This window comes from Olsenella sp. An188, assembly GCF_002160255.1.
GTDB classification, from domain to species: domain Bacteria; phylum Actinomycetota; class Coriobacteriia; order Coriobacteriales; family Atopobiaceae; genus Thermophilibacter; species Thermophilibacter avistercoris.
Genome location: NZ_NFKF01000001.1, coordinates 521,092 through 539,947 on the forward strand (window position 1 = coordinate 521,092; position 18,856 = coordinate 539,947).

At 70.3% G+C, this 18,856-nt stretch carries 16 protein-coding genes; 2 read left to right on the forward strand and 14 right to left on the reverse strand.

Features of this window, described 5'->3' with window-relative positions; all coding sequences use genetic code 11:
- Positions 1–18: 18 nt before the first annotated feature.
- The 13 genes from B5F23_RS02305 to B5F23_RS02365 all read right to left on the reverse strand — a co-directional run bounded on the left by B5F23_RS02305 (position 19) and on the right by B5F23_RS02365 (position 15,688).
- On the reverse strand, positions 19–429 hold the full coding sequence (locus B5F23_RS02305) for a hypothetical protein (protein WP_087351216.1): 411 nt from the start codon (positions 427–429) through the stop codon (positions 19–21).
- An 8-nt stretch (positions 430–437) separates the two neighbouring features.
- Positions 438–2,594: an NAD-dependent DNA ligase LigA gene (gene ligA, locus B5F23_RS02310; protein WP_087351219.1), complete on the reverse strand. Its 2,157-nt coding sequence runs from the start codon at positions 2,592–2,594 to the stop codon at positions 438–440.
- A gap of 264 nt (positions 2,595–2,858) precedes the next feature.
- The gene (locus B5F23_RS02315) at positions 2,859–4,325 is read right to left on the reverse strand and encodes a HAMP domain-containing sensor histidine kinase (protein ID WP_087351222.1); all 1,467 of its coding nucleotides are present in this window, start codon (positions 4,323–4,325) and stop codon (positions 2,859–2,861) included.
- Positions 4,313–5,020 (reverse strand): response regulator transcription factor, encoded by a 708-nt coding sequence (locus tag B5F23_RS02320; protein WP_087351225.1) that lies wholly within the window; start codon positions 5,018–5,020, stop codon positions 4,313–4,315. The genes B5F23_RS02315 and B5F23_RS02320 overlap by 13 nt, the downstream gene beginning before the upstream one ends.
- A gap of 141 nt (positions 5,021–5,161) precedes the next feature.
- The gene (locus tag B5F23_RS02325) at positions 5,162–5,572 is read right to left on the reverse strand and encodes a hypothetical protein (RefSeq protein WP_087351227.1); all 411 of its coding nucleotides are present in this window, start codon (positions 5,570–5,572) and stop codon (positions 5,162–5,164) included.
- Positions 5,565–6,401 (reverse strand): lantibiotic ABC transporter permease, encoded by an 837-nt coding sequence (locus B5F23_RS02330; RefSeq protein ID WP_206392184.1) that lies wholly within the window; start codon positions 6,399–6,401, stop codon positions 5,565–5,567. Before B5F23_RS02330 ends, B5F23_RS02325 begins: the two co-directional genes overlap by 8 nt.
- A complete protein-coding gene (locus B5F23_RS02335) occupies positions 6,398–7,228 on the reverse strand; it encodes a hypothetical protein (protein ID WP_241145771.1) in 831 nt (276 codons plus the stop codon). Before B5F23_RS02335 ends, B5F23_RS02330 begins: the two co-directional genes overlap by 4 nt.
- On the reverse strand, positions 7,225–7,935 hold the full coding sequence (locus B5F23_RS02340; protein WP_087351230.1) for a lantibiotic protection ABC transporter ATP-binding protein: 711 nt from the start codon (positions 7,933–7,935) through the stop codon (positions 7,225–7,227). The genes B5F23_RS02335 and B5F23_RS02340 overlap by 4 nt, the downstream gene beginning before the upstream one ends.
- Before the next feature lie 186 nt (positions 7,936–8,121).
- Positions 8,122–9,348: an MFS transporter gene (locus B5F23_RS02345; RefSeq protein WP_158096098.1), complete on the reverse strand. Its 1,227-nt coding sequence runs from the start codon at positions 9,346–9,348 to the stop codon at positions 8,122–8,124.
- 131 nt (positions 9,349–9,479) lie between these two features.
- Entirely contained in the window at positions 9,480–10,616 is a 1,137-nt protein-coding gene (locus tag B5F23_RS02350) for an InlB B-repeat-containing protein (protein ID WP_158096099.1), read from the reverse strand.
- Between the two features lie 141 nt (positions 10,617–10,757).
- Positions 10,758–12,314 carry an InlB B-repeat-containing protein gene (locus B5F23_RS02355; protein ID WP_158096100.1) on the reverse strand — a complete coding sequence of 519 codons (1,557 nt, stop codon included), beginning with the start codon at positions 12,312–12,314 and terminating at the stop codon, positions 10,758–10,760.
- 433 nt (positions 12,315–12,747) lie between these two features.
- Positions 12,748–15,300 carry a heavy metal translocating P-type ATPase gene (locus B5F23_RS02360; protein ID WP_087351241.1) on the reverse strand — a complete coding sequence of 851 codons (2,553 nt, stop codon included), beginning with the start codon at positions 15,298–15,300 and terminating at the stop codon, positions 12,748–12,750.
- Between the two features lie 82 nt (positions 15,301–15,382).
- The gene (locus tag B5F23_RS02365) at positions 15,383–15,688 is read right to left on the reverse strand and encodes a metal-sensing transcriptional repressor (RefSeq protein WP_087351244.1); all 306 of its coding nucleotides are present in this window, start codon (positions 15,686–15,688) and stop codon (positions 15,383–15,385) included.
- Positions 15,689–16,142: 454 nt separating this feature from the next.
- Between B5F23_RS02365 and B5F23_RS02370 the strand changes: the two genes are divergently transcribed.
- On the forward strand, positions 16,143–16,712 hold the full coding sequence (locus tag B5F23_RS02370) for a GNAT family N-acetyltransferase (protein ID WP_087351247.1): 570 nt from the start codon (positions 16,143–16,145) through the stop codon (positions 16,710–16,712).
- On the opposite strand, the gene B5F23_RS02375 is transcribed toward B5F23_RS02370, so the two are convergent.
- Positions 16,709–16,906 carry a hypothetical protein gene (locus B5F23_RS02375; protein ID WP_087351250.1) on the reverse strand — a complete coding sequence of 66 codons (198 nt, stop codon included), beginning with the start codon at positions 16,904–16,906 and terminating at the stop codon, positions 16,709–16,711. The genes B5F23_RS02370 and B5F23_RS02375 overlap by 4 nt on opposite strands.
- Before the next feature lie 175 nt (positions 16,907–17,081).
- Between B5F23_RS02375 and B5F23_RS02380 the strand changes: the two genes are divergently transcribed.
- Positions 17,082–18,317, forward strand: a complete 1,236-nt coding sequence (locus B5F23_RS02380; RefSeq protein ID WP_087351253.1) for an iron-containing alcohol dehydrogenase — start codon at positions 17,082–17,084, stop codon at positions 18,315–18,317.
- Positions 18,318–18,856: the final 539 nt, after the last annotated feature.

The following is an 18,856-nucleotide window of genomic DNA, read 5'->3' on the forward strand; positions in this document are numbered from 1 at the left end:
GCGCCGGGCGGCCGGGCGCTACCGTCCGCTGCCGGAGCAGCCGCCGAGCGCGACGATCCCCTCGTAGTAGGCGAGCCGGCGCGCGAGGTTGGCGTCGAAGTCCTCCACGAAGCAGCGGGCGAAGAGGGCGTCGAGCACGAAGAGCAGCGAGAGGCCCGTGGCGAACGGGGAGACCTTGCGCGCGTGGTCCTCCTGGGGCGAGAGCGCGAGCTTGACCGTGGCGAACTCGTCGAGCGGGGTGGGCTCGGCGGAGGCCACGAGCACGACCGGCACGCCGCGCTCCGCGAGCGAGCGGGCGGCGGGGCGGGCGAGCTGCTTGGCGCCCTCGCCGAGGCAGCGCTCGGGACCCGCAAGGATGACGTCGGCGAGCGAGCGCTCGGACTCGGTGAGGCCGTCGCGCTCGAGGCGCAGCCGGGTGAGGACGTTCACGGTCGCCCCTACTCCGCCGGCGCGGGGGGCTCGCCGGTGGCGAGGACCTCCTCGAGGGCCGCCTCGTCGAGCACGGGGACGCCGAGGCTCTCCGCCTTGGCGAGCTTGGACCCGGCCGCCTCGCCCGCCACCACGTAGCTCGTCTTCTTGGAGACCGAGCCGGTGACCTTGGCGCCGAGGGCGGTGAGCGCGGCCTTGGCCTCGTCGCGCGTGCGGCCGGAGAGCGTGCCCGTGAGCACGAAGGTGAGGCCCGCGAGCGTCTGCGGGCGCTCCGGCTCCGCGCGCTCCTCCTCGAGCACGACCCCCGCCTCGCGCAGGCGCTCCACGACCGCCACGTTCTTCTCGACCGAGAAGAACCCGCGCACGCTGGCCGCGATCTTGGGCCCGACGCCGTCCACGAGGGCGATCTCCTCCTCCGTTGCCGCCGCGAGGGCCTGCATGGACCCGAAGTGGCCGGCGAGCTGGCGGGCGACCGTGGCGCCCACGTGGCGGATACCCAGGCCGAAGAGCACGCGCGCCAGGCCGCGGCCCTTGGACTCCGTGACCTGAGCCATGATCTTTGCCGCGATGACGGGACCGACCACGATGTCGGAGCCGTCGACGGCCTGGCGCCCGGTCCAGACGTCGGCGAGCGCGTCCTCGGTGAGCCTGTCGTAGAAGTCCGCCACGTCGGCGAGAAGCCCCTGCTCCACCATGCGCGAGACGATCTCGTCACCGAGGCCGTCGATGTCCATGGCGCCCCGGCTGCCCCAGTGGATGAGGCGCTCGGTCGCCTGCGCGGGGCAGTCGATGGAGACGCAGCGGTAGGCCACCTCGCCCTCCTCGCGCACGACGGGGCTGCCGCAGGAGGGGCAGGTCGCGGGCATGGAGAACTCGGGCGCGCCGGCCGGGCGCAGCTCGAGCACCGGGCCCACCACCTCGGGGATCACGTCGCCGGCCTTGTGGACCACGATCGTGTCCCCCACGCGCACGTTCTTGCGGGCGATCTCGTCCACGTTGTGCAGGGTTGCGCGCGCGATCGTGGAGCCGGCCACCGTCACCGGGTCGAACTCGGCCACGGGCGTGAGCACGCCGGTGCGGCCCACCTGCACGCGGATCTCCCGCAGGACGGTGCGCTTCTCCTCCGGCGGGAACTTGAACGCGATGGCCCAGCGCGGAGCGCGCGCCGTGAAGCCGAGCGCGTCCTGCTGGGCGAAGGAGTCGACCTTCACGACCACGCCGTCGATGTCGTAGTCCAGCTCGTCGCGGCGGGCCAGGGCGCGCTCGCAGTAGGCGTGCACCTCGGCCGCCGACGAGCAGCGCGCGTAGTGCGGGTTCACGGAGAAGCCGCAGTCCGAGAGCCAGGCGAGGAAGTCGTGCTGGGTGTGGACGTCGATGGGCGCGACGTCGGCCACGGCGTAGATGAAGGTCTCGAGGTCGCGCGTTGCCGTGACCTTGGGGTTCTTCTGGCGAAGGCTCCCCGCCGCCGCGTTTCTGGGGTTGGCGAAGGGGGCGGTCCCGGCGGCGTCCGCGTCCTCGTTGAGGCGGGCGAAGGAGCGCCTCGGCATGTAGACCTCGCCACGAACCTCCACCGAGCGGCCCAGCCCGCCGTCGGCGAGGCGGGAGAGGCCGGCCGGCGCCAGGGCGCGGGGCACGTCGCGCACGGTGAGGACGTTGGCGGTCACGTTCTCCCCGGTGGTGCCGTCGCCGCGGGTGGCGGCGCGCACGAACTGGGCGTCGCGGTAGGTGAGCGCCACGCCGAGGCCGTCGATCTTGAGCTCGCAGGTGTAGGCGGGCGGCTCGTCGGAGACGGCGGCGACGGCCTCCTCGGTGCGCGCGAGCCACTCGTCGAGCTCGGCGAGGTCCATCGCGTCGTCCATCGAGTACATGCGCGCCGCGTGCGTCACCGGCTCGAACTGCTCCGAGACGTAGCCGCCCACGCGCTGGGTGTAGGACTCGGGCGTGACCAGCTCGGGGTGGGCCGCCTCGAGGGCGAGAAGCTCCTGGAGCGTGCGGTCGAACTCGGCGTCGGACATCTCCGGGCGGTCGAGCGCGTAGTAGGCGTAGGCCGCGTGGGAGAGCACGCGGTTGAGCTCGGCGGCGCGAGCGCGCGGGGAGGTCGCGGCAGGAGCCGGGGCGTCGCCGAAGAGCGACGGCTGGACCTGCGGGTTCTTATCGTCTGGCATGGGGTCTCCTCCTGCTGCGCGCGGCTTTTCTCGGCCCTCCATGGTAGCGCAAGGGCGGGCACGGCCCACGTGACGCGGCGTAGGCGCGAAGGACCCGCGGTGTGACGTAGGCGCGGTGTAGGCGCGAAACGACACTTTGGGCGAGCAAAACGTCGGTTGGCGCCTACACGTTCCAAACCGTAGGCGCGAAACGACACTTTTCTTGGTGAAAGTGTCGGTTGGCGCCTACACATGTGTCGGTTGGCGCCTGTGCGCACCCCCCCGCTACGCCAGCGGCAGGCGCAGCGTGGCGACGGCGCCACCCGCCGGGGCGTTGGAGAGCTCGAGGGAGCCGCCGTGCGCGCGGGCGACCTCGTCGGCGATGGCGAGCCCGAGGCCGTAGTGCCCCCGCGCGCCGCCGCGGGAGACGTCGCCGCGCCAGAGCCGCTCGCGGGCGTGCTCGAGCGCCGCCGGCGAGAAGCCCGGCCCGTCGTCGCCCACGGCAACCACCAGCGCGCCGCCCTCCTCGCGAAGCGCGAGGGTGACGCGGCCCGCGGCGTGGTCGCAGGCGTTGCCCACGAGGTTGGAGACCGCGCGCTCGACCGCCGCGACGTCGGCGAGAAGAACCGCGCCCTCGGTCACGTCCCGCTCGACCGCAAGCGAGACGTCCCGGGCCGCGGCCAGCCTCCCGGCCGAGTCCGCAAGCCGCGCCGCGAGGTCGCGCGCGCCGGTACGGAGGCGCCGCACCTCACCCGCCTCGCCGTGCGAGGCCTCCACGAGCAGGCCCACGTAGCCGTCGAGCTGGGCCGCGCCCTCGGCGACGGCACGGGCGGACTCGGCAAGCCCCTCCCCCGCCGCACCGAGCTCGGCGGCCTCCTCGGACAGAAGGTCGGCGTTGGCGCGCACCACCGTGAGCGGCGTCTTGAGGTCGTGCGCGAGCGAGGCCACCTGCTCGCGGGCCGCGCGCTCGGAGCGCCAGCGCGCCTCGAGTGACTCGGCGAGCGAGGCGCGCATCCGCTCCATGGCGGAAAGCACGTCGTCGACCTCGCGCACGTTGCTCCCCTCCACCGCAAAGTCCAGCTCCTCGCGCGCAATCCGCTCGGCCGCCTCGGTGAGCGGGGCCATCTTGCGAGAGATCACGCGGGCGGCGCGGCGCGCCACCAGCGCCACGGCGCCCACGCTGAGCGCGCAGCCCGCAACGAGCATGAGGTCCTGCGGGTTGGGCAGGGCGTCGCGCAGGCCGCGCGTGACGTACTGGGGCATGTACGTGCTCGTGAGCACGCACACGCTGCCGTCCTCCAGCGCAAACACGGAGTAGGTGGTGCCGTCGCGACCGATGGAGCGCACCTCGTCCGTGGCCGCGAGCGAGCCCTCGCCACCCAGCTCCTCGACGGCGTCGATCGCCGCCACGACGCCGTGCTCGTCGCCGTCCGTGGCGATGAGGCTGCCGTCGTCCAGCCAGACGTAGCGGTAGGCGGCCGGCACCAGGCCGTCGTCGACGCGGCCCGCCTCGCGCACGGCGGCGGCCACCTCGTCGTCGTGCGATGGGCCGTAGTTGGCCGGGTAGACGAGCCCCGCGTTCATGGTCATCGAGAAGGCCGTGAACGCCACCACCCACACAAAGGCGAGGGCGACGATCACATAGGCGAAGTAGCGCGCGATGACGAGGGAGAGCGGGGTGGCGCGGCGCCGCTGCGCGCTTCCGGTCCGCGGGCCGAGGTTCTTCTCGCCCCTCTGCGCTAGGCCTGCCACTTGTACCCCATCCCCCAGACGGTGGCTATCGGGTCGGCGCCCGCCGCGGCGAGCTTCCGCCGCGCGCGGCTCACGTGCATGGAGATGGCGGCGTCGTCCGCGGCGCTGCCCCAGCCGAGCACCGACTCGCGGATCTGCTCGCGGCTGAAGACCTGGCCGGGGTGGCGCGCGAGGAACTCGCAGATCTCGTACTCGGTGGGCGTGAGCGGCACGACCTCGCCCGAGACGCTGACCTCGCAGGAGGTGAGGCTGACCCGCACCGCGCCGAAGTCGAGGGCGTGGGTGCGCTCGCGGCGCTCGCGGCGCAGGTGCGCGGCCACCTTGGCGCGCAGCTCGGCGGCCCCGAAGGGCTTGCGCACGTAGTCGTCCGCGCCGAGGCCGTAGCCGGTCACGGCGTCGTCCTCGGCCACGCGCGCGGTCAGGAAGACGATTGGGCCGTCGAAGCGCGGGCGAATCCCGCGAACCAGCTCGAAGCCGTCGGCGCCCGGCATCATGACGTCGCAGAGCACGAGGTCAAAGCCGTCGAGGTCGAGGTCGGGCACCAGAGCAGGGTCGTCGACGCACGTGAGCTCGTGGCCGTCGCGCGCGAGGATGCGCGCGAGCACGTCAAGGATGGCCCGCTCGTCGTCTATGGCCAGGATGTGCGCCGTTTTTCTCGCCCCCTTTGGTTGGCTGCCTTCATTGTGCGGGTCAATTCTAACGAAGCGCTAACGGTCGCCCGCGCGGGCGGCTCCCGGACGGTTTCGCGGCACAGACCGTCCGGAAGTCGCACGTACGGGAAAAGCGGGCGGCGAGAAGAACGTCCGCAAGCCGCAGGTCCTTCTCGCCAAGCGTGGCTAGGGCGCCAGCGCCGCGACGGCCGCATCGGGAACCTCGGCCGCGTCCGCCGGCCAGTAGTGCACCGCCGAGCCGCCGCGCGCCTCGATGCGCAGCCAGCCCTCGCCGCCGGAGCGCGCCCCGAAGCTGATGAGCGTGAGCTCGCGAACCGTCCCGTCGGCCGCGGCCGCCCTGACGCGGTAGACGTAGTTCTCCCCCGCGCCCGTGGCGTCCGCGTAGGACCCGTCGAAGGAGTCCGGCTCGGGCGCGCTCGCCCACATCTGCACGGACGGGATGGGCAGCACGCGGTCCAGCACGGACTGCAGGGCCGGGCCCCAGCCGGAACGCGCGAGCGCACCGGCACACAGGGCCGCCACCACGGCGACCGTGGCGAGAAGTACCGCGACCGCGAGCCTCGGGCTCCTACGCATCGGCCCTCCCCTCCTCGAAGCCGCGAAACCACAGCGCGAGCGCGCACGCGCCGGCCGCGCACAGAAGCGCGCTCGCGGTACCCGTGACCAGCGTCGCGTTGGCAACCTGCGCCGCAAGCCCGGACCGCGGCGCCGCGATCGCCGCCTCCACGCCCAGAGACGCCAGGCGGGCGGGCCACGCAAACGGCACGAGCGCGAAGACGCCTCCCGGCGCGGCCCCGGTGAGCTCGCCGGTCATGAGGCCGTGCGCGAGCCCTCCCACCGAGAAGAACGCGCACAGCAGGCCGACGGCGCCCACCCCGATGGCGGCGTTGCGCCCGAGGCGCAGCGCGAGCGCGAGCAGAAGCGCGTAGAGCGGCGCGCTTGCGAGCACGCAGAGCGCCCAGGACAGCGCGAGCGGGCCCGCGCCCAGCGTGAGGCGCCCCGCGAGCGCAAGGAGCGCGGCGAAGGTGCCCACCGCCAGCGCGAGCGCCGCCGCGCCCATGGCCACGAGCGCGGCCCACTTGGCCAGGATCGCCGAGCCACGCGCCGGGGCGCCCGTGAGGTTGGCCATCCGCCCGGCGCGGCGCTCCTCGTCGACGGCGAGGCCGCACGAGATCCCCGCCATGAGTGGCATCATCGCGCCGAGCAGCTGGACGTAGGCGTCGGCACCGAGCGCGGGGTCCCACGCAGACACCGAGAAGTACGCCCCGCAGACGAAGCCCCCCGCGAGTCCGCAGGCCGCGTGCAGCGCCACGAGCGGCGAGCGACGCAGCCGCAGCGCCTCCGAGCGCAGGGCGCGGCCGAGGCCCATGCGCGGCTCGACGCCGCGCCCGCCCGCGGACCTCACAGCTCCTCCGACCGGTCGAACCACGCGGCCGTCACGGCCGCGAGCAGCACGAACGCGAGCGCCCCCACGGCGATTCCCGCCCAGGCGAGCGTCCCGTCCGACGCGAGCGCGCCTCCGAGCACGGTGTCCGCGGCGAGCGGCTCGCCGCTCGGCAGCACCGGGATGAACGACGTGGGGACCACCACCGTGGCAGACGGCGGGAAGAGCTGCGGCAGCGGGATGAGCGACCACGCAAAGGCGCCGGCAACCTGCACGGCAAGCGGGAGGAAGATCCCGGCGAGAAGACCGGCGCGCGCCGTGAGGAAGAGCCCCGCGGGAATCATCCACGCGCTCGTCAGCGTGACGGCGAGCGCGGCGCAAAGCATCGTGGCGAGCCCCGCGGGCGTGAGCCCTCCCGGCGCGAGGCAGGCGCCGAGGGCGTAGATGGCGCACACGATGAGGTTGGAGAGCGCCGAGAGCCCCAGGCACACGAGCGCCTTGGCCCACCACGCCCGCGAAAGCGACGCGCCCGCGCCCAGAAGCGCCCGGTTTCGCGTGCGCGCGTCCGCCTGCGCCACGCAGCCTGCAACGAGCGCCAGCGTCACCGGCAAAAACAGCGTGTACCAGTAGTTCCACGCCGAGAAGGACTGCCCGTAGGGCCCGGGCATGGCGCCAAGGAGCGGCATCGGCAGCGCCATGACGACGGCCAGGCGCAGCGGCGCGGCGTGGCGGTGCTTGAGCGCCTCCGCGGCGAGCGCCGAGCGCAGGGTCGCGGCGCGCGGGCTCTTCTCGACTGCGGGCGCGGCGCCGGGCGCCCCGGCCGCCCCGAGGTTCTTCTCGCCGGTCATGCCGCACGCCCCTGACGGCACACGTCCATGAAGAGGGACTCGAGGTCCTGACCCTCGGCGAGGGGCGCCTCGTAGGCAAGGCGCCCGCCGTAGATGATGCCCACGGCGTCGGCCATCTGCTGGACCTCGGAGAGGATGTGGCTGGAGACGAGGACCGTCACGCCGCGGGCGGCGAGGCCACGCACGAGCTCGCGCAGCTCCTCGATCCCGAGCGGGTCGAGACCGTTGGTGGGCTCATCGAGGACGAGGAGCTCGGGACGGGCGAGAAGCGCGCACGCGATCCCCAGGCGCTGCTTCATGCCCATCGAGAAGCGCCCGGCGCGCTTGCTGCCGGTGTCGGTGAGGCCGACGACCTCGAGCGCCTCGTCGACGCGGCGCTCGGGCAGCCCCAGCAGCGTGGTGCGCACGCGCAGGTTCTCGCGCGCGGTGAGGTTGGGGTAGAGCGGCGCCTCCTCGATGAGGCTGCCGATCCGGTAGAGGTCCTCGCGGCGCCAGGGCATGCCGTCGAACAGGATCTGCCCGGACGTCGGGCGCAGCATTCCGCAGACCATCTTGAGGAGTGTGGACTTGCCCGCGCCGTTGGGGCCCAGCAGGCCGTACACGGCGCCGCGGCGCAGGTGGACGCTCACGTCGCGGACGGCGTCCTGGGCCTGGGCGCCGCGCCCGAAGCGCCGGGTGAGGTCGCGGGTTTCAAGCAGGTTTGACATTTGGGGCTCGCCTTCCCTTCTCGCTGGGTTGCTGACAGCTCCAAGGATGGCGGCAAGGTGTAACGGAGCCCTAACGGTCGTCCGCGGCGAGAAGGGCGGCGGCTTTGGGGCGGCTGTTGGACCGCGTGACGCGACTCGACGTAGGCGCGAAACGACACTTTTCTCCGCGGAAGTGTCGGTTGGCGCCTACACGTGCCCACAGCTGCGCCGGGCCAGCGCCGCCAGCGCGCGGCCACCCACGACGAGCTGGCACGCCAGCAGCGCCGCCGCGGCAACCCAGAGCGCCTGGTAGCCCGTCGCCGAGAGCAGCCAGCCGCCCACGGCCGACCCCACGCCGCCGCCCGCAAAGACCCCGAGCCCGATGAGCCCGGTGCAGAGCCCCGTCTGCGTGGAGTCCGCGTCCATGGAGAGCGAGACGAGCGTGGGCTGCACGAGGATGTAGCCAAACCCGAGCGCGCCAGCAGCGAGAAGCGCCGGCGGCCAGGCGCCCGTCAGCGTCACGGCAACGAGCGCGACCACGGCGAGAAGCCCGGAGACCTCGCCCACCAGGATGACGGAGCGCGGTCCGCGGGCGGCGCCGATCCTGCCGGAGACCATGCCGCCCACGAGGCACATCACGCCGTAGAGCATCATGATGAGGCCGGCCTGCGTCGAAGTGAGCCCGCAGCGCTCGGAGAGAAACGTCCCCATGAAGCCGTAGACGCCGAGAAACGCGACGCCCGTCGTGCAGGCAACAAAGAAGATGGCGCGGTGGCTTCCGAAGAAGATGCGCGCGGCACGGACGAGGAAGGGGGCGGACGTGCCGGCGGCGGACGGGGCGGCCGGCGCGTGGTCCTTCTCGCCCGGGGCGACCTCGGGCTCGCGCAGGCGCCACAGGAGGACGAGCGCGACCACGGCGAGCGCGCCGAAGCACGCGAAGGCGGCGCGCCAGCTCATGAGGTCGCAGATGATGCCGCCGAGGCCCGACGAGAGGCCCTGCCCAGTGAAGGTGATGCCCATGAGCACGCCCACCGCGGCCCCACGGCGCTCCTGGCCCACCACGTCGCCGACGAAGGCCTGCGACACGGCGATGATGCCCGCCGCAAAGCAGCCCGTCAGCACGCGCGCCGCGACGAGAAGCTCCAGCGTGGGGGCTACGGCGCACAGGAAGGTCCCCACGGCGAGCCCCGTCACGATCACGCGGAGCACGCGCAGCCTGCCGAAGCGGTCCCCGAGCGTCCCGCAGACGGGCTGGAGGAGGCCGTACGGGACGAGGTAGGCCGTGAGCACGATGGCCGTGGCCGAGGCGGCCACGCCGAGGGCGTTGGCGATGGCGGGGAGCGCCGGCGAGACGAACCAGTTGTCGGCCGCGGAGACGAGGCCGCAGAAGCCGAGGGTGTACACGACGCGACGCTGTGCTGGGGTGAGATCCATGCCAGTCCCTCCTTCGAACGTGAAGCCGAACCATTGTAGTTCCGCGGCGGTGCGACGCATCCGACACAAAACGCCCCCGGTCCCGTTGGGTGGACCGGGGGCGCTGCCAAGAGCCTGGCGAGAAGAACGGGCTAGCTGCGACGCCTCAGGAAGACGCCGAGGCCAGCGACGGCCGTGCCGAGCGCGGCGATGCCGGAGACCGCGACGGTGGCGTCACCAGTGTTGGGGATGGCATCCTCGTCTGCGTCGTCGTCGTTGGAGCCGTCGTCGGTGGAGGTGGCGTCACCGGCGGGCTTGGTGGTGTCGTTGCCCTGGTCGGTGGTGTTGTCGCCGGGGTTGGTCGTGTCACCCTGGTCGGTGTTGCCGCCCTGGTCGCCGGAGCCGTCGCCGGGATTCTCCGTGTCGGTGCCGGGCTCCTCGGGGTCAGTGCCGGGGTCGGTCGGATCGGTCGGGTCAGTCGGCTCCTCGTCCTCGACCCACTTGGCGTAGAGCGTGATGTCCTGGGTCACGGGCGTGTCAAAGTCGTAGGCGTTCACGCACTCCGGCTCAGTGTACCAGCCTTCAAAGGTGTAGCCGTCGCACGTGGGTTCAGTGGGCTCGGCAACCGTCTCACCGTCCTCAACCACAACGACAGAGTTTTCGGTGCCATCAACCTGATCGTCAAAGGTGACCTTGTGGGTCTCGGGCACGGGATCATCCGCCTTGTGCTCATAGACGTGAACCAAGTGGTGGCCGTCACCACCAAGCAAGTTTTCCGCATCCACCTCCGGGGCGCCATCGTATGCAGCCCAATACCAAGTGATGCCGTTGCCTGCCTCGCCAAGCTTTTCGACGAACTCGCTAAAGGCAACCTGCTCGCCCACGGGCGTCTCAATCTCAACGCTCTTCTCAGTCCCATCGGCAAAGACGAAGACAACTGTCAGGACCTCCTGCTGCTGCTCGGGCTTGTCGTCACCGCCGGGCTTGCAGTCGTCCTTAATAGGAGCAAGGCAAAGGTCACAGCGGCCGTCGGGCCAGAAAAAGTCAACCTCTGGATGCCAAACTCCCCATGGCCACCAGTTGCCAAGATGCCACTCCTTCGTCCACCAGCTCCATTTCTCTGCAGAGAAGGACTGGGGGTCCACACCCTCGACGGACTGGGTGCTGACGGCCTCAGGAGCGGTCTCGTCGGCGTGAGCGGTGGTCAGCGCGCCGGTAACGGGGCTCAGGGCCAGCACGGCCGTGAGGCCAGCAACCACCGCTATGCTCCTCCTGGTCTTACGATTCATTTCAGTGAATCCTTCCTTCATTATGAGGAGAGTCAACTCATAAATGGATAATTTTTTGTATTAGGAATTGTGTTCTCGGTTGGGTCGGTCCCCGGTCCCGCAAAGGGACCGGGGACAAGGCATCTGACAGACTCAGAGCGCCTAGCGACGACGCCTGATCAGGACGCCAGCACCAGTGAGGGCAGCTCCGACGGCAGCGATGCCGGACACGGCGACGGTGGCATCCCCGGTGTCGGGAACGGCCGAATCGTTGTCCTTCTCGGCCTTGTTGGCGTCCTTCTCGACGTCATCGGTCGTAGTCTCGGTGTCGTCCGTGACGCCGGAGCCGTCAACGTCGTTCCTCAGCCAGCCGGCCCAGAGGGTCATGTCAGAGGTCACGGGCGTGGAGAAGTCCCACTCCTGGGTGAGGTCGGAATCCGTGAACCAGCCGACGAAGGTCCAGCCGTCGTAGGTCGGGGCCTTGATTGCGGAGGAGTCAATCGTCTCGCCCTCGGCGATGGTGATGACCTGGTCCTCCGTGCCCGCGAGACCGTCGTTGAGGGTCACGTTGAAGGTCTTGGTCTCGGGCTCCGGGTCGGGCGTGGGGTCGACGACCGGGGTCCACTTGGCGTAGAGGGTCATGTTGTCCGTCACGGGAGTGGTGAAGTCATAGGCCTTGGTGCAGTCCTTGTCTGTGTACCAGCCGGCGAAGTCGTAGCCCTCGCGGGTCGGATTGGTGGGCTCATCGACCTTCTCGCCATAGCTGACCGTAGAGGAGACGACGTCGTTGCCCTCGACCCCGTCCTCGAAGGTGACGGTGAACTGCTTGGGAGTCCACTTGGCGTAGAGGGTCCTGTGTCCAGCAATCTGAGTTGAGAAGTCGAATGCGTTTGTGCAAGCGGAATCCGTATACCAACCGTCAAAGGTATAGCCATCGCGCTGCGGAACATCAGGCTCGGAAACGGTCTTGCCGACCGCGACCTGTTGCTCGACGTCATCGACGCCCGGCGTGTTGTAGTCGAACGTCACCGTGGCAACGTTGCCCAGGAAGTCAAAGTGCGCAAGAATCGTCGTCTGCAAGGGTGAGGCGTACGTAGTTTTGCCAAACTCGTTATCGGGGTACTCACCCCACGAGTAGTGAGAGAACGTGAAGCCATCCTTGGCGGGGTTCTTGAAGTCGGCCATCGCCTCGAACATGTTGGCGCCCACGACCGTGTTAACGGTGCCGTACACGATGGAGGTGTTGTCCTCGTCCACGACGGTGTAGGAAATCTGCTCCTCCTTGTACGGGTGCAGGTTGTACTCTCTGTCCCCCGCACCATAGCTCGCCTTGTCACCGAGAAGACGGCCGGGATCGTCCCACAGCTGGCTAAGGTCATAGGAGTTGTTGCCCTGCCACGCCTCGACCGTCTGGTAGTCGGGGTGCTCGGTGTAGAGCGCGTCAAGTGCCTCCTGGAAGGTCGGCCTCCCGTCTGGGGTGCCGCCGGAAAGCCAGTTGTTGTCGTACGTATCGGTATAGGTGAAGAACGGCTTGTCCGCGTCATCAGACGCATAGAAGTTCACAGTGACCTTGAGCTCGTTAGCGATTCTAGCTGACGCCTCGGAGCCGCTCGTCTCCTGCGCCAGCGCCGTCACGGCGGGCGCCACGACGGGGCTCAGCGCCAGCACTGCAGCGAGGCCGGCGGTTACCGCCACGCTCCTTCTGCTCTTGCGATCCATCCCAACGTTCCCTTCTCTTGGCAGCATGGAACTCCAGGCGCACCTGCAAAAGGCAGACCAGTGGCCCGGCTACGCGCGATGCTATTTCAGCAAGGAGGGGGGATAGGTTTTTTAATCTAACATGAGGGGGTGCCAAATTCGCAGATAGCACACCATTTTATTGGGAGGGGGTCTGTGGCCCAGCTCTGACCTGCGCGCCCAACCCACCTGCGGCGACTTCGTTCTTCTCGCCAGATTAGGGGCAGGAGGCAGGGGTGGGCCTACAATTTAAGACGACGTCAAGTTTTCGGTAAGCGGCGTTCAGGAGCGGGCGCGACCACAGACGGCGGCCGTAGCCGGCCACGAAGCCTAGCTTGACAAAGGAGGCCCCGCAGGTCAACCGCGGGGCCTCCCGGCCAGTCGCGCGGGGCCGCCGGCCCCGGGTTCTTCTCGCCTACGCGACCTCTGCCTCGTAGCCGGCGTCGACGACGGCCGCCACGAGCACCTCGTCGGTGACATCCTCGGCCGCCTCCACCGTGGCGGTCCCGTCCTCGAGGGAGACGCTCACCGAGCTCACGCCCGCGACGCCCTCGAGCGCCTTGGTCACGTGGGCGACGCAGTGCTGGCACATCATTCCGGTCACGTTGAGGGTCCTGGTCATGGCTGTATCCTTTCTCGCGGACTCTATGTGCACGTCGGCGGGCGCCGGCGCGGACTGCGGCTTGGCGGGCTTCCAGGTGCGCAGGCGAAGGGCGTTGGTCACCACGAAGACCGAGCTGAAGCCCATCGCCGCGGCGCCGATCATCGGGTTCAGGGTCACGCCCCACGGCGAGAGCGCGCCGGCCGCCACGGGGATGCAGATGGCGTTGTAGAAGAGCGCCCAGAAGAGGTTCTGGCGGATGTTTCGCATCGTTGCGCGGGAGAGCTCCATGGCCGTGGCGACGTCGGCGGGGTCAGAGTGCATGAGCACCACGTCGGCCGAGCCGATGGCCACGTCCGTGCCGGCGCCGATGGCAACGCCCACGTCGGCGCGCGCGAGCGCAGGGGCGTCGTTGATGCCGTCGCCGACCATGGCGACCACGTGGCCGGAGCGCTGCAGCTCGCGGACCTTCTCCTCCTTCTGCGCGGGCAGCACGCCTGCGATGACCTCGTCCACGCCAACCTTTCGCGCCACCGCGGCCGCCGTCGCCTCCTGGTCGCCGGTGAGAAGCACGGTGCGCACGCCCATCGCGCGCAGCCGGGAGACGGCAGCCGCGCTCGTGGGCTTGACGGGGTCGGCCACGGCGACCATCCCGAGGGCGCGGCCGTCCAGCGAGAAGAACAGCGCGGTCTTGCCCTCGGCGGCCAGCGCCTCGGCGGAGCCCGCCAGCTCTTCGAGCCTCACGCCGTGCACGGCCATGAGCCGGGCGTTTCCGGCGAGGGCGGGGACGCCGTCGACGGTCGCAGAAAGGCCGCCGCCCGGGACCTGCGCGAAGTCCGCGACCCGCGCCGGGGCGTCCGCGCCGGGATGCCTCTCGTCCACGTAGGCGCAGACGGCCGCGGCAAGCGGGTGCTCGCTCTTGCGCTCGAGGGCGCCAGCCACGCGCGCGAGGTCCTTCTCGCCCACCCCGGACGCGAGGCGCACGTCGGTCACCACGGGCGAGCCGGCCGTCACGGTGCCGGTCTTGTCGAGCACCACGGCGTCCACGCGGCAGGCGGTCTCGAGCGCCTCGGCGGACTTGATGAGGATGCCGTTGGCCGCGCCGCGACCGGTGCCCACCATGATGGCCGTGGGCGTGGCGAGGCCGAGCGCGCACGGGCAGCTGATCACGAGGATGGAGATGGCGTGCGTGAGGGCCGTGGCAAAGTCGCCGGCGACGACCGTCCACGCGACGAGCGTGACGGCCGCGATGGCGATCACCACCGGCACGAAGACTCCGGCGATCCTGTCCGCCGTGCGCTCGATGGGGGCCTTTGAGCTCGTTGCCTCGTCCACGAGGCGGATGATGCCGGCGAGCGTGGTGTCGTCGCCCACGGCGCGCGCCTCCATGACGAACCAGCCGCTGGTGGAGACCGTGGCCCCGGTCACGCGCGCCCCCACGCCCTTCTCGGCGGGCACGCTCTCCCCCGTGATGGCGGACTCGTCCACGGCGGCGGAGCCTTCGACGACCACGCCGTCCACGGGCACCGCCTCCCCGGCGCGCACGACCACCCGCTCGCCGACCGCGACGTCCTCCACGGGGACCACGACCTCTGAGCCGTCGCGCAGGACCGTGGCCGTCTTGGGGGCGAGGTCCATGAGCGCGGTGATGGCGTCGGTCGTGCGCCCCTTGGCGCGCGCCTCGAAGTACTTGCCGAGCGTGATGAGGGTGAGGATCATGCCGGCCGAGTCGAAGTAGAGGTTGTGCGCGGCGGCGTGCACCGCGGCAAGGTCGCCGGAGCCGTAGCCGAGCGCCATGCGGTAGAGCTGCGCCACGCTCCAGACAGCCGAGGCCGCGGACCCCAGCGCGATGAGCGAGTCCATGTTGGGCGCGCGGTGCGCGAGCGTCCTGAAGCCCGTGACGAAGTAGTGGCGGTTTGCCACGAGGATGGGCGCACAGAGCAGGAGCTGCGTGAGCGCGGCGGCCATCATCCCTTGCTCGCCCGCGAGCGCGGGCGGCTGCGGCCAGCCGAACATCGGGCCCATGGCAACGTAAAAGAGTGGCACGGAGAAGATCGCTGAGACGACGAGCTGGTTGCGCTTCTCGGTGATGGCGCGCTCGGCCGCCGCGCCGGGCCGCTCGGCGGGCTCAGCCGCGCGGGTCCCGGACGTGCGCGGCGCGCGGCGACGCGCCCCGTAGCCGGACTTCTCGATGGCCTCGACCACGGCGGCGGCCGTCTCGGGCGCGCCGTCGTAGTCGAGCTCCATCGAGTTCTTGAGCAGGTTGACGTTCGCGCAGGCCACGCCATCTACTCCGGACGCGGCCTTCTGAACGCGCGCGGAACACGCCGCGCAGGTCATGCCCTCTATGTCAAAGGTCTCCTTCATCAGAGCCCCCTCCCGTGACTCGAGGGGCAGTCCCCTCGTGTCGTCGATCGCCGCGTGAGGCAAAGGGACCGTCCCTTTCGTCTCACATGAACTTCTTGAAGAGGTCCATGACCTCGCCGGTGACCTCGGTGTCCCCGGCCTGGATACGCTCGACCACGCAGGTTTCGAGGTGGTCGCGCATGACCTCGCGCGAGATGGCCTTCACGGCGGACTCCACGGCGGCGAGCTGCGTGAGCACGTCCCCGCAGTAGCGGTCCTCCTCCACCATCTGGCGGATGCCGTTGAGCTGACCCACCGCGCGGTTGATGCGCCGCGTGACGTCACGCTTGAGCTCGGGCGAGCGCGGCGTGTGCTTGTGTGCCGCGCGGCAGCAGTCCCTCTCGACCATGTCCCTCCCCTTCGACGGTAGACATACCCCCAGGGGGTGTCGTCTCTGACAGGAGAGTATACCCCTTGGGGGTACCCGTCAACTCGGACGCGTCACTTTTCCACCCAGGAGAGCCTCTGCGCCGCGCAATTTGGCCCTTCAGTCCATGAAATCGCCGACGCAGTGTGCAGTTTGGCCTCTCGGTCCATGACTTTTTGGGGTTCGGCGAGACCGGCGAGAACGTTTGCCCAGTTGGGATGATAAGTAATTGAATCTGTTTGCGTAAACTGGGCCAATAAGCCTGGACTGAGGGGCCAAACTGCACACGCGACCCCCGTTTTCATGGATCGAAGGCGCGAATTGCACGCGGAGCGGACTTCGCGCCCGCCGCGGGACGGCGAGGGGCGGGCGGGCGGCGCGAGTATGCTACGTTTCATGCACCGGGAAAGGCCCTCGACGCGCAGTTTGGAGTCCCATGAAGCCGAAAACGCTTGGCACCGACCGCCTCACCCTGCGCCCCTGGCGCGACGACGACGCGCCTGCGCTCTACCTGCTCGCCCGAGACCCTGAGGTGGGCCCGCGCGCCGGATGGCCCGCCCACGTTGACGAAGCGGACAGCCTGCGCGTCATCCGCGAGGTGCTGAGCATGCCAGAGACCTACGCCCTCGTGCTGCGCAACGGCGACGAGCCCGATGCGCCCGTCGGGGCGATCAGCCTCATGTTCGGGTCCGCCTCCACCCTGGCAAGGGACGCGCGGGAAGCGGAGCTGGGTTACTGGATCGGAAGGCCCTTCTGGGGCCGGGGTCTCGTGCCCGAGGCCGCGCGCGAGCTCATCCGCCACGGCTTCGAGGAGCTGGCGCTGCAGACCATCTGGTGCGGATACTACGAGGGCAACGAGCAGAGCAGGCGCGTGCAGGAGAAGCTCGGCTTTGTTCCCGACCACGTCATCGACTGCGAGCCGCGCCCGCTGCTCGGCGACACGGCACGCACCCACGTGAACGCGCTCACGCGCGAGCGCTGGGAGAGGATGTCTTGGTCGAGCTAGCCGCGACGCGCGACGCACGCGCCGGCGACCGCAACGACGAGGCAGGTCGCCAGTGCGAGCGCGTTACCAAGGGCGGGCTCGAGGGCGAGAAGCGCCGCCGCCGGCAGCGTGCACGCGCCGCAGAGCAAGGCGCTGAGCGCACCCAGCCTACCTAGATACGAGGCCTGCGAGCCGAGAACCCTCTCGCCGAGCATGACGCACCTCCCGCAACGGCTTACCCTACCCTCACGATAGGGCGCCGATGTAAGCTTGACGTAATAGCTGGTAAAGGGTGCTGCAAAGGACACGGCTGCGGCTAGGGGCCAGCGGGTGTGCGAGAAGGGCCGCCAAGCGCTAAGCTCTTCTCGCACACCCGTCGAAAGGACCCCCATGAACGACTTCACGTTCTTCTCCCCCACCCGCTTCGTCTTTGGCCGCGGCGTCACCGACCGCGTGGGAGACGAGCTCGCCTCAGCGGGCTACGCGCACGCGCTCGTGGTCTACGGCCAGGGCTCGGTCGTGCGCACCGGGACCCTCGGCCGCGTGCTCGCCTCGCTTGACGCCGCCGGGATCGCCCACACCGAGCTCGCGGGCGTCCGCCCCAACCCCGAGGTCGGCCTCGTCCGCGAGGGCGTGACGCTCGCCCGGGAGTGCGGCGCTGACCTCGTGCTGGGCGTGGGCGGCGGCTCGGTCATCGACACCGCCAAGGCCATCGCCCTCGGCGTCCCCTACGAGGGCGACGTCTGGGACCTCTTCGTGGGAGCCGCGAGCCCCGTCGCCGAGGGCAAGCTCGACGTGGCGAGCGTGCTCACCATCCCCGCGGCGGGCTCCGAGGCGAGCGCCTCGGCCGTCATCACCAACGACGCGTGTCAGCTCAAGCGCGGCCTCTCGAGCGAGCTGCACCGACCGGTCATTGCCTTCATGGACCCGGAGCTCACCTTCACCCTGCCCCCGTACCAGACCGCCGCGGGCGTCACCGACATGATCGCCCACGTCATGGAGCGCTACTTCTCGAGCGTGGGCCCCGTCCCCGTGACCGACAACATCGCCTGTGCCCTGGTCCGCGCGCTCATGCAGGAGGCGCCGCGGGCACTCGCCGACCCCGAGGACTACGACGCCCGCGCCAACGTCATGTGGGCCGGCACCCTCGCCCACAACGACCTCGCCGGGCTCGGGCGCAACGCCAGCCCCGCCGGTCGAGCAGGCGGCTGGGAGAGCCACGCCCTCGAGCACGAGCTCTCCGCGCACGACGCCTCAATCACGCACGGTGCCGGCCTCGCCGTCATCTTCCCCGCCTGGCTGCGCTACGTCTGGGCCGACCGCCCCGAGCGCATCCTCTCCTTCGGGCGCGACGTCTTTGGCATCGAGCCTGTGGACGCCGAGGCGGACGGCGTCGACGTGACCCCCGAGGAGGCCGTGCGCGACGCCGCGGAGGCCACGATCGACGCCCTCCAGGACTTCTTCGTCTCCATGGGGATGCCGCGCACCCTGGGCGAGCTCGGCGTCACGGCCGAGCAGATCCCGGCGCTTCTCGCCACGCTCGAGCAGAACAAGGGCGCGGAGTTCGGCGACCTCAGGCGCATCACGCTCGACGACGCGCGCGCGATCTACGAGTCCGCACTGTAGCCGCCGGCTGGGGTCCGCCGGAGCGCTTAGCGATCCGGGGTTATGGCAATCGGCGGCGCAGGGCTGCTTAGCAATCCGGGGTTGTGGCAGGCACGACCCCGCCCGCGGCCGACCGGGCGAGAAGAACCACGGCCCTCAACTGGGCTTTCTCTCCGGTCAACGCGGCCGGGGAGCCCTCGGGCCGCCACAACCCCGGATTGCTAAGCAGCCCTGCGCCGCCGATTGCTGCCACAACCCCAAAAACCTAAGCGCCCTGAGTGGCCCGCACGCCGCGTCTGCCTTTCGTGTTGACCGCACCCACGTCGACGCAACCCCCCCCCTCGTGCGAAAAATCACGTCCGGTCACCCTCGGTACCCATCAGACTCTTAACTTGGTCCCCAACGCGCCCGATGGCCGGCTCACCTGTGCCGCTCGCCGGGCGCACACGGAGCCTCCATACCGGGTTTTGCCCCTTGACCTGCACGTGGAAGACACCCGACAGCCACGTGGAAGTCTCCCGGAAGGCTCGTCCTGATACGCTCCCTCCCCCAATCCGCAG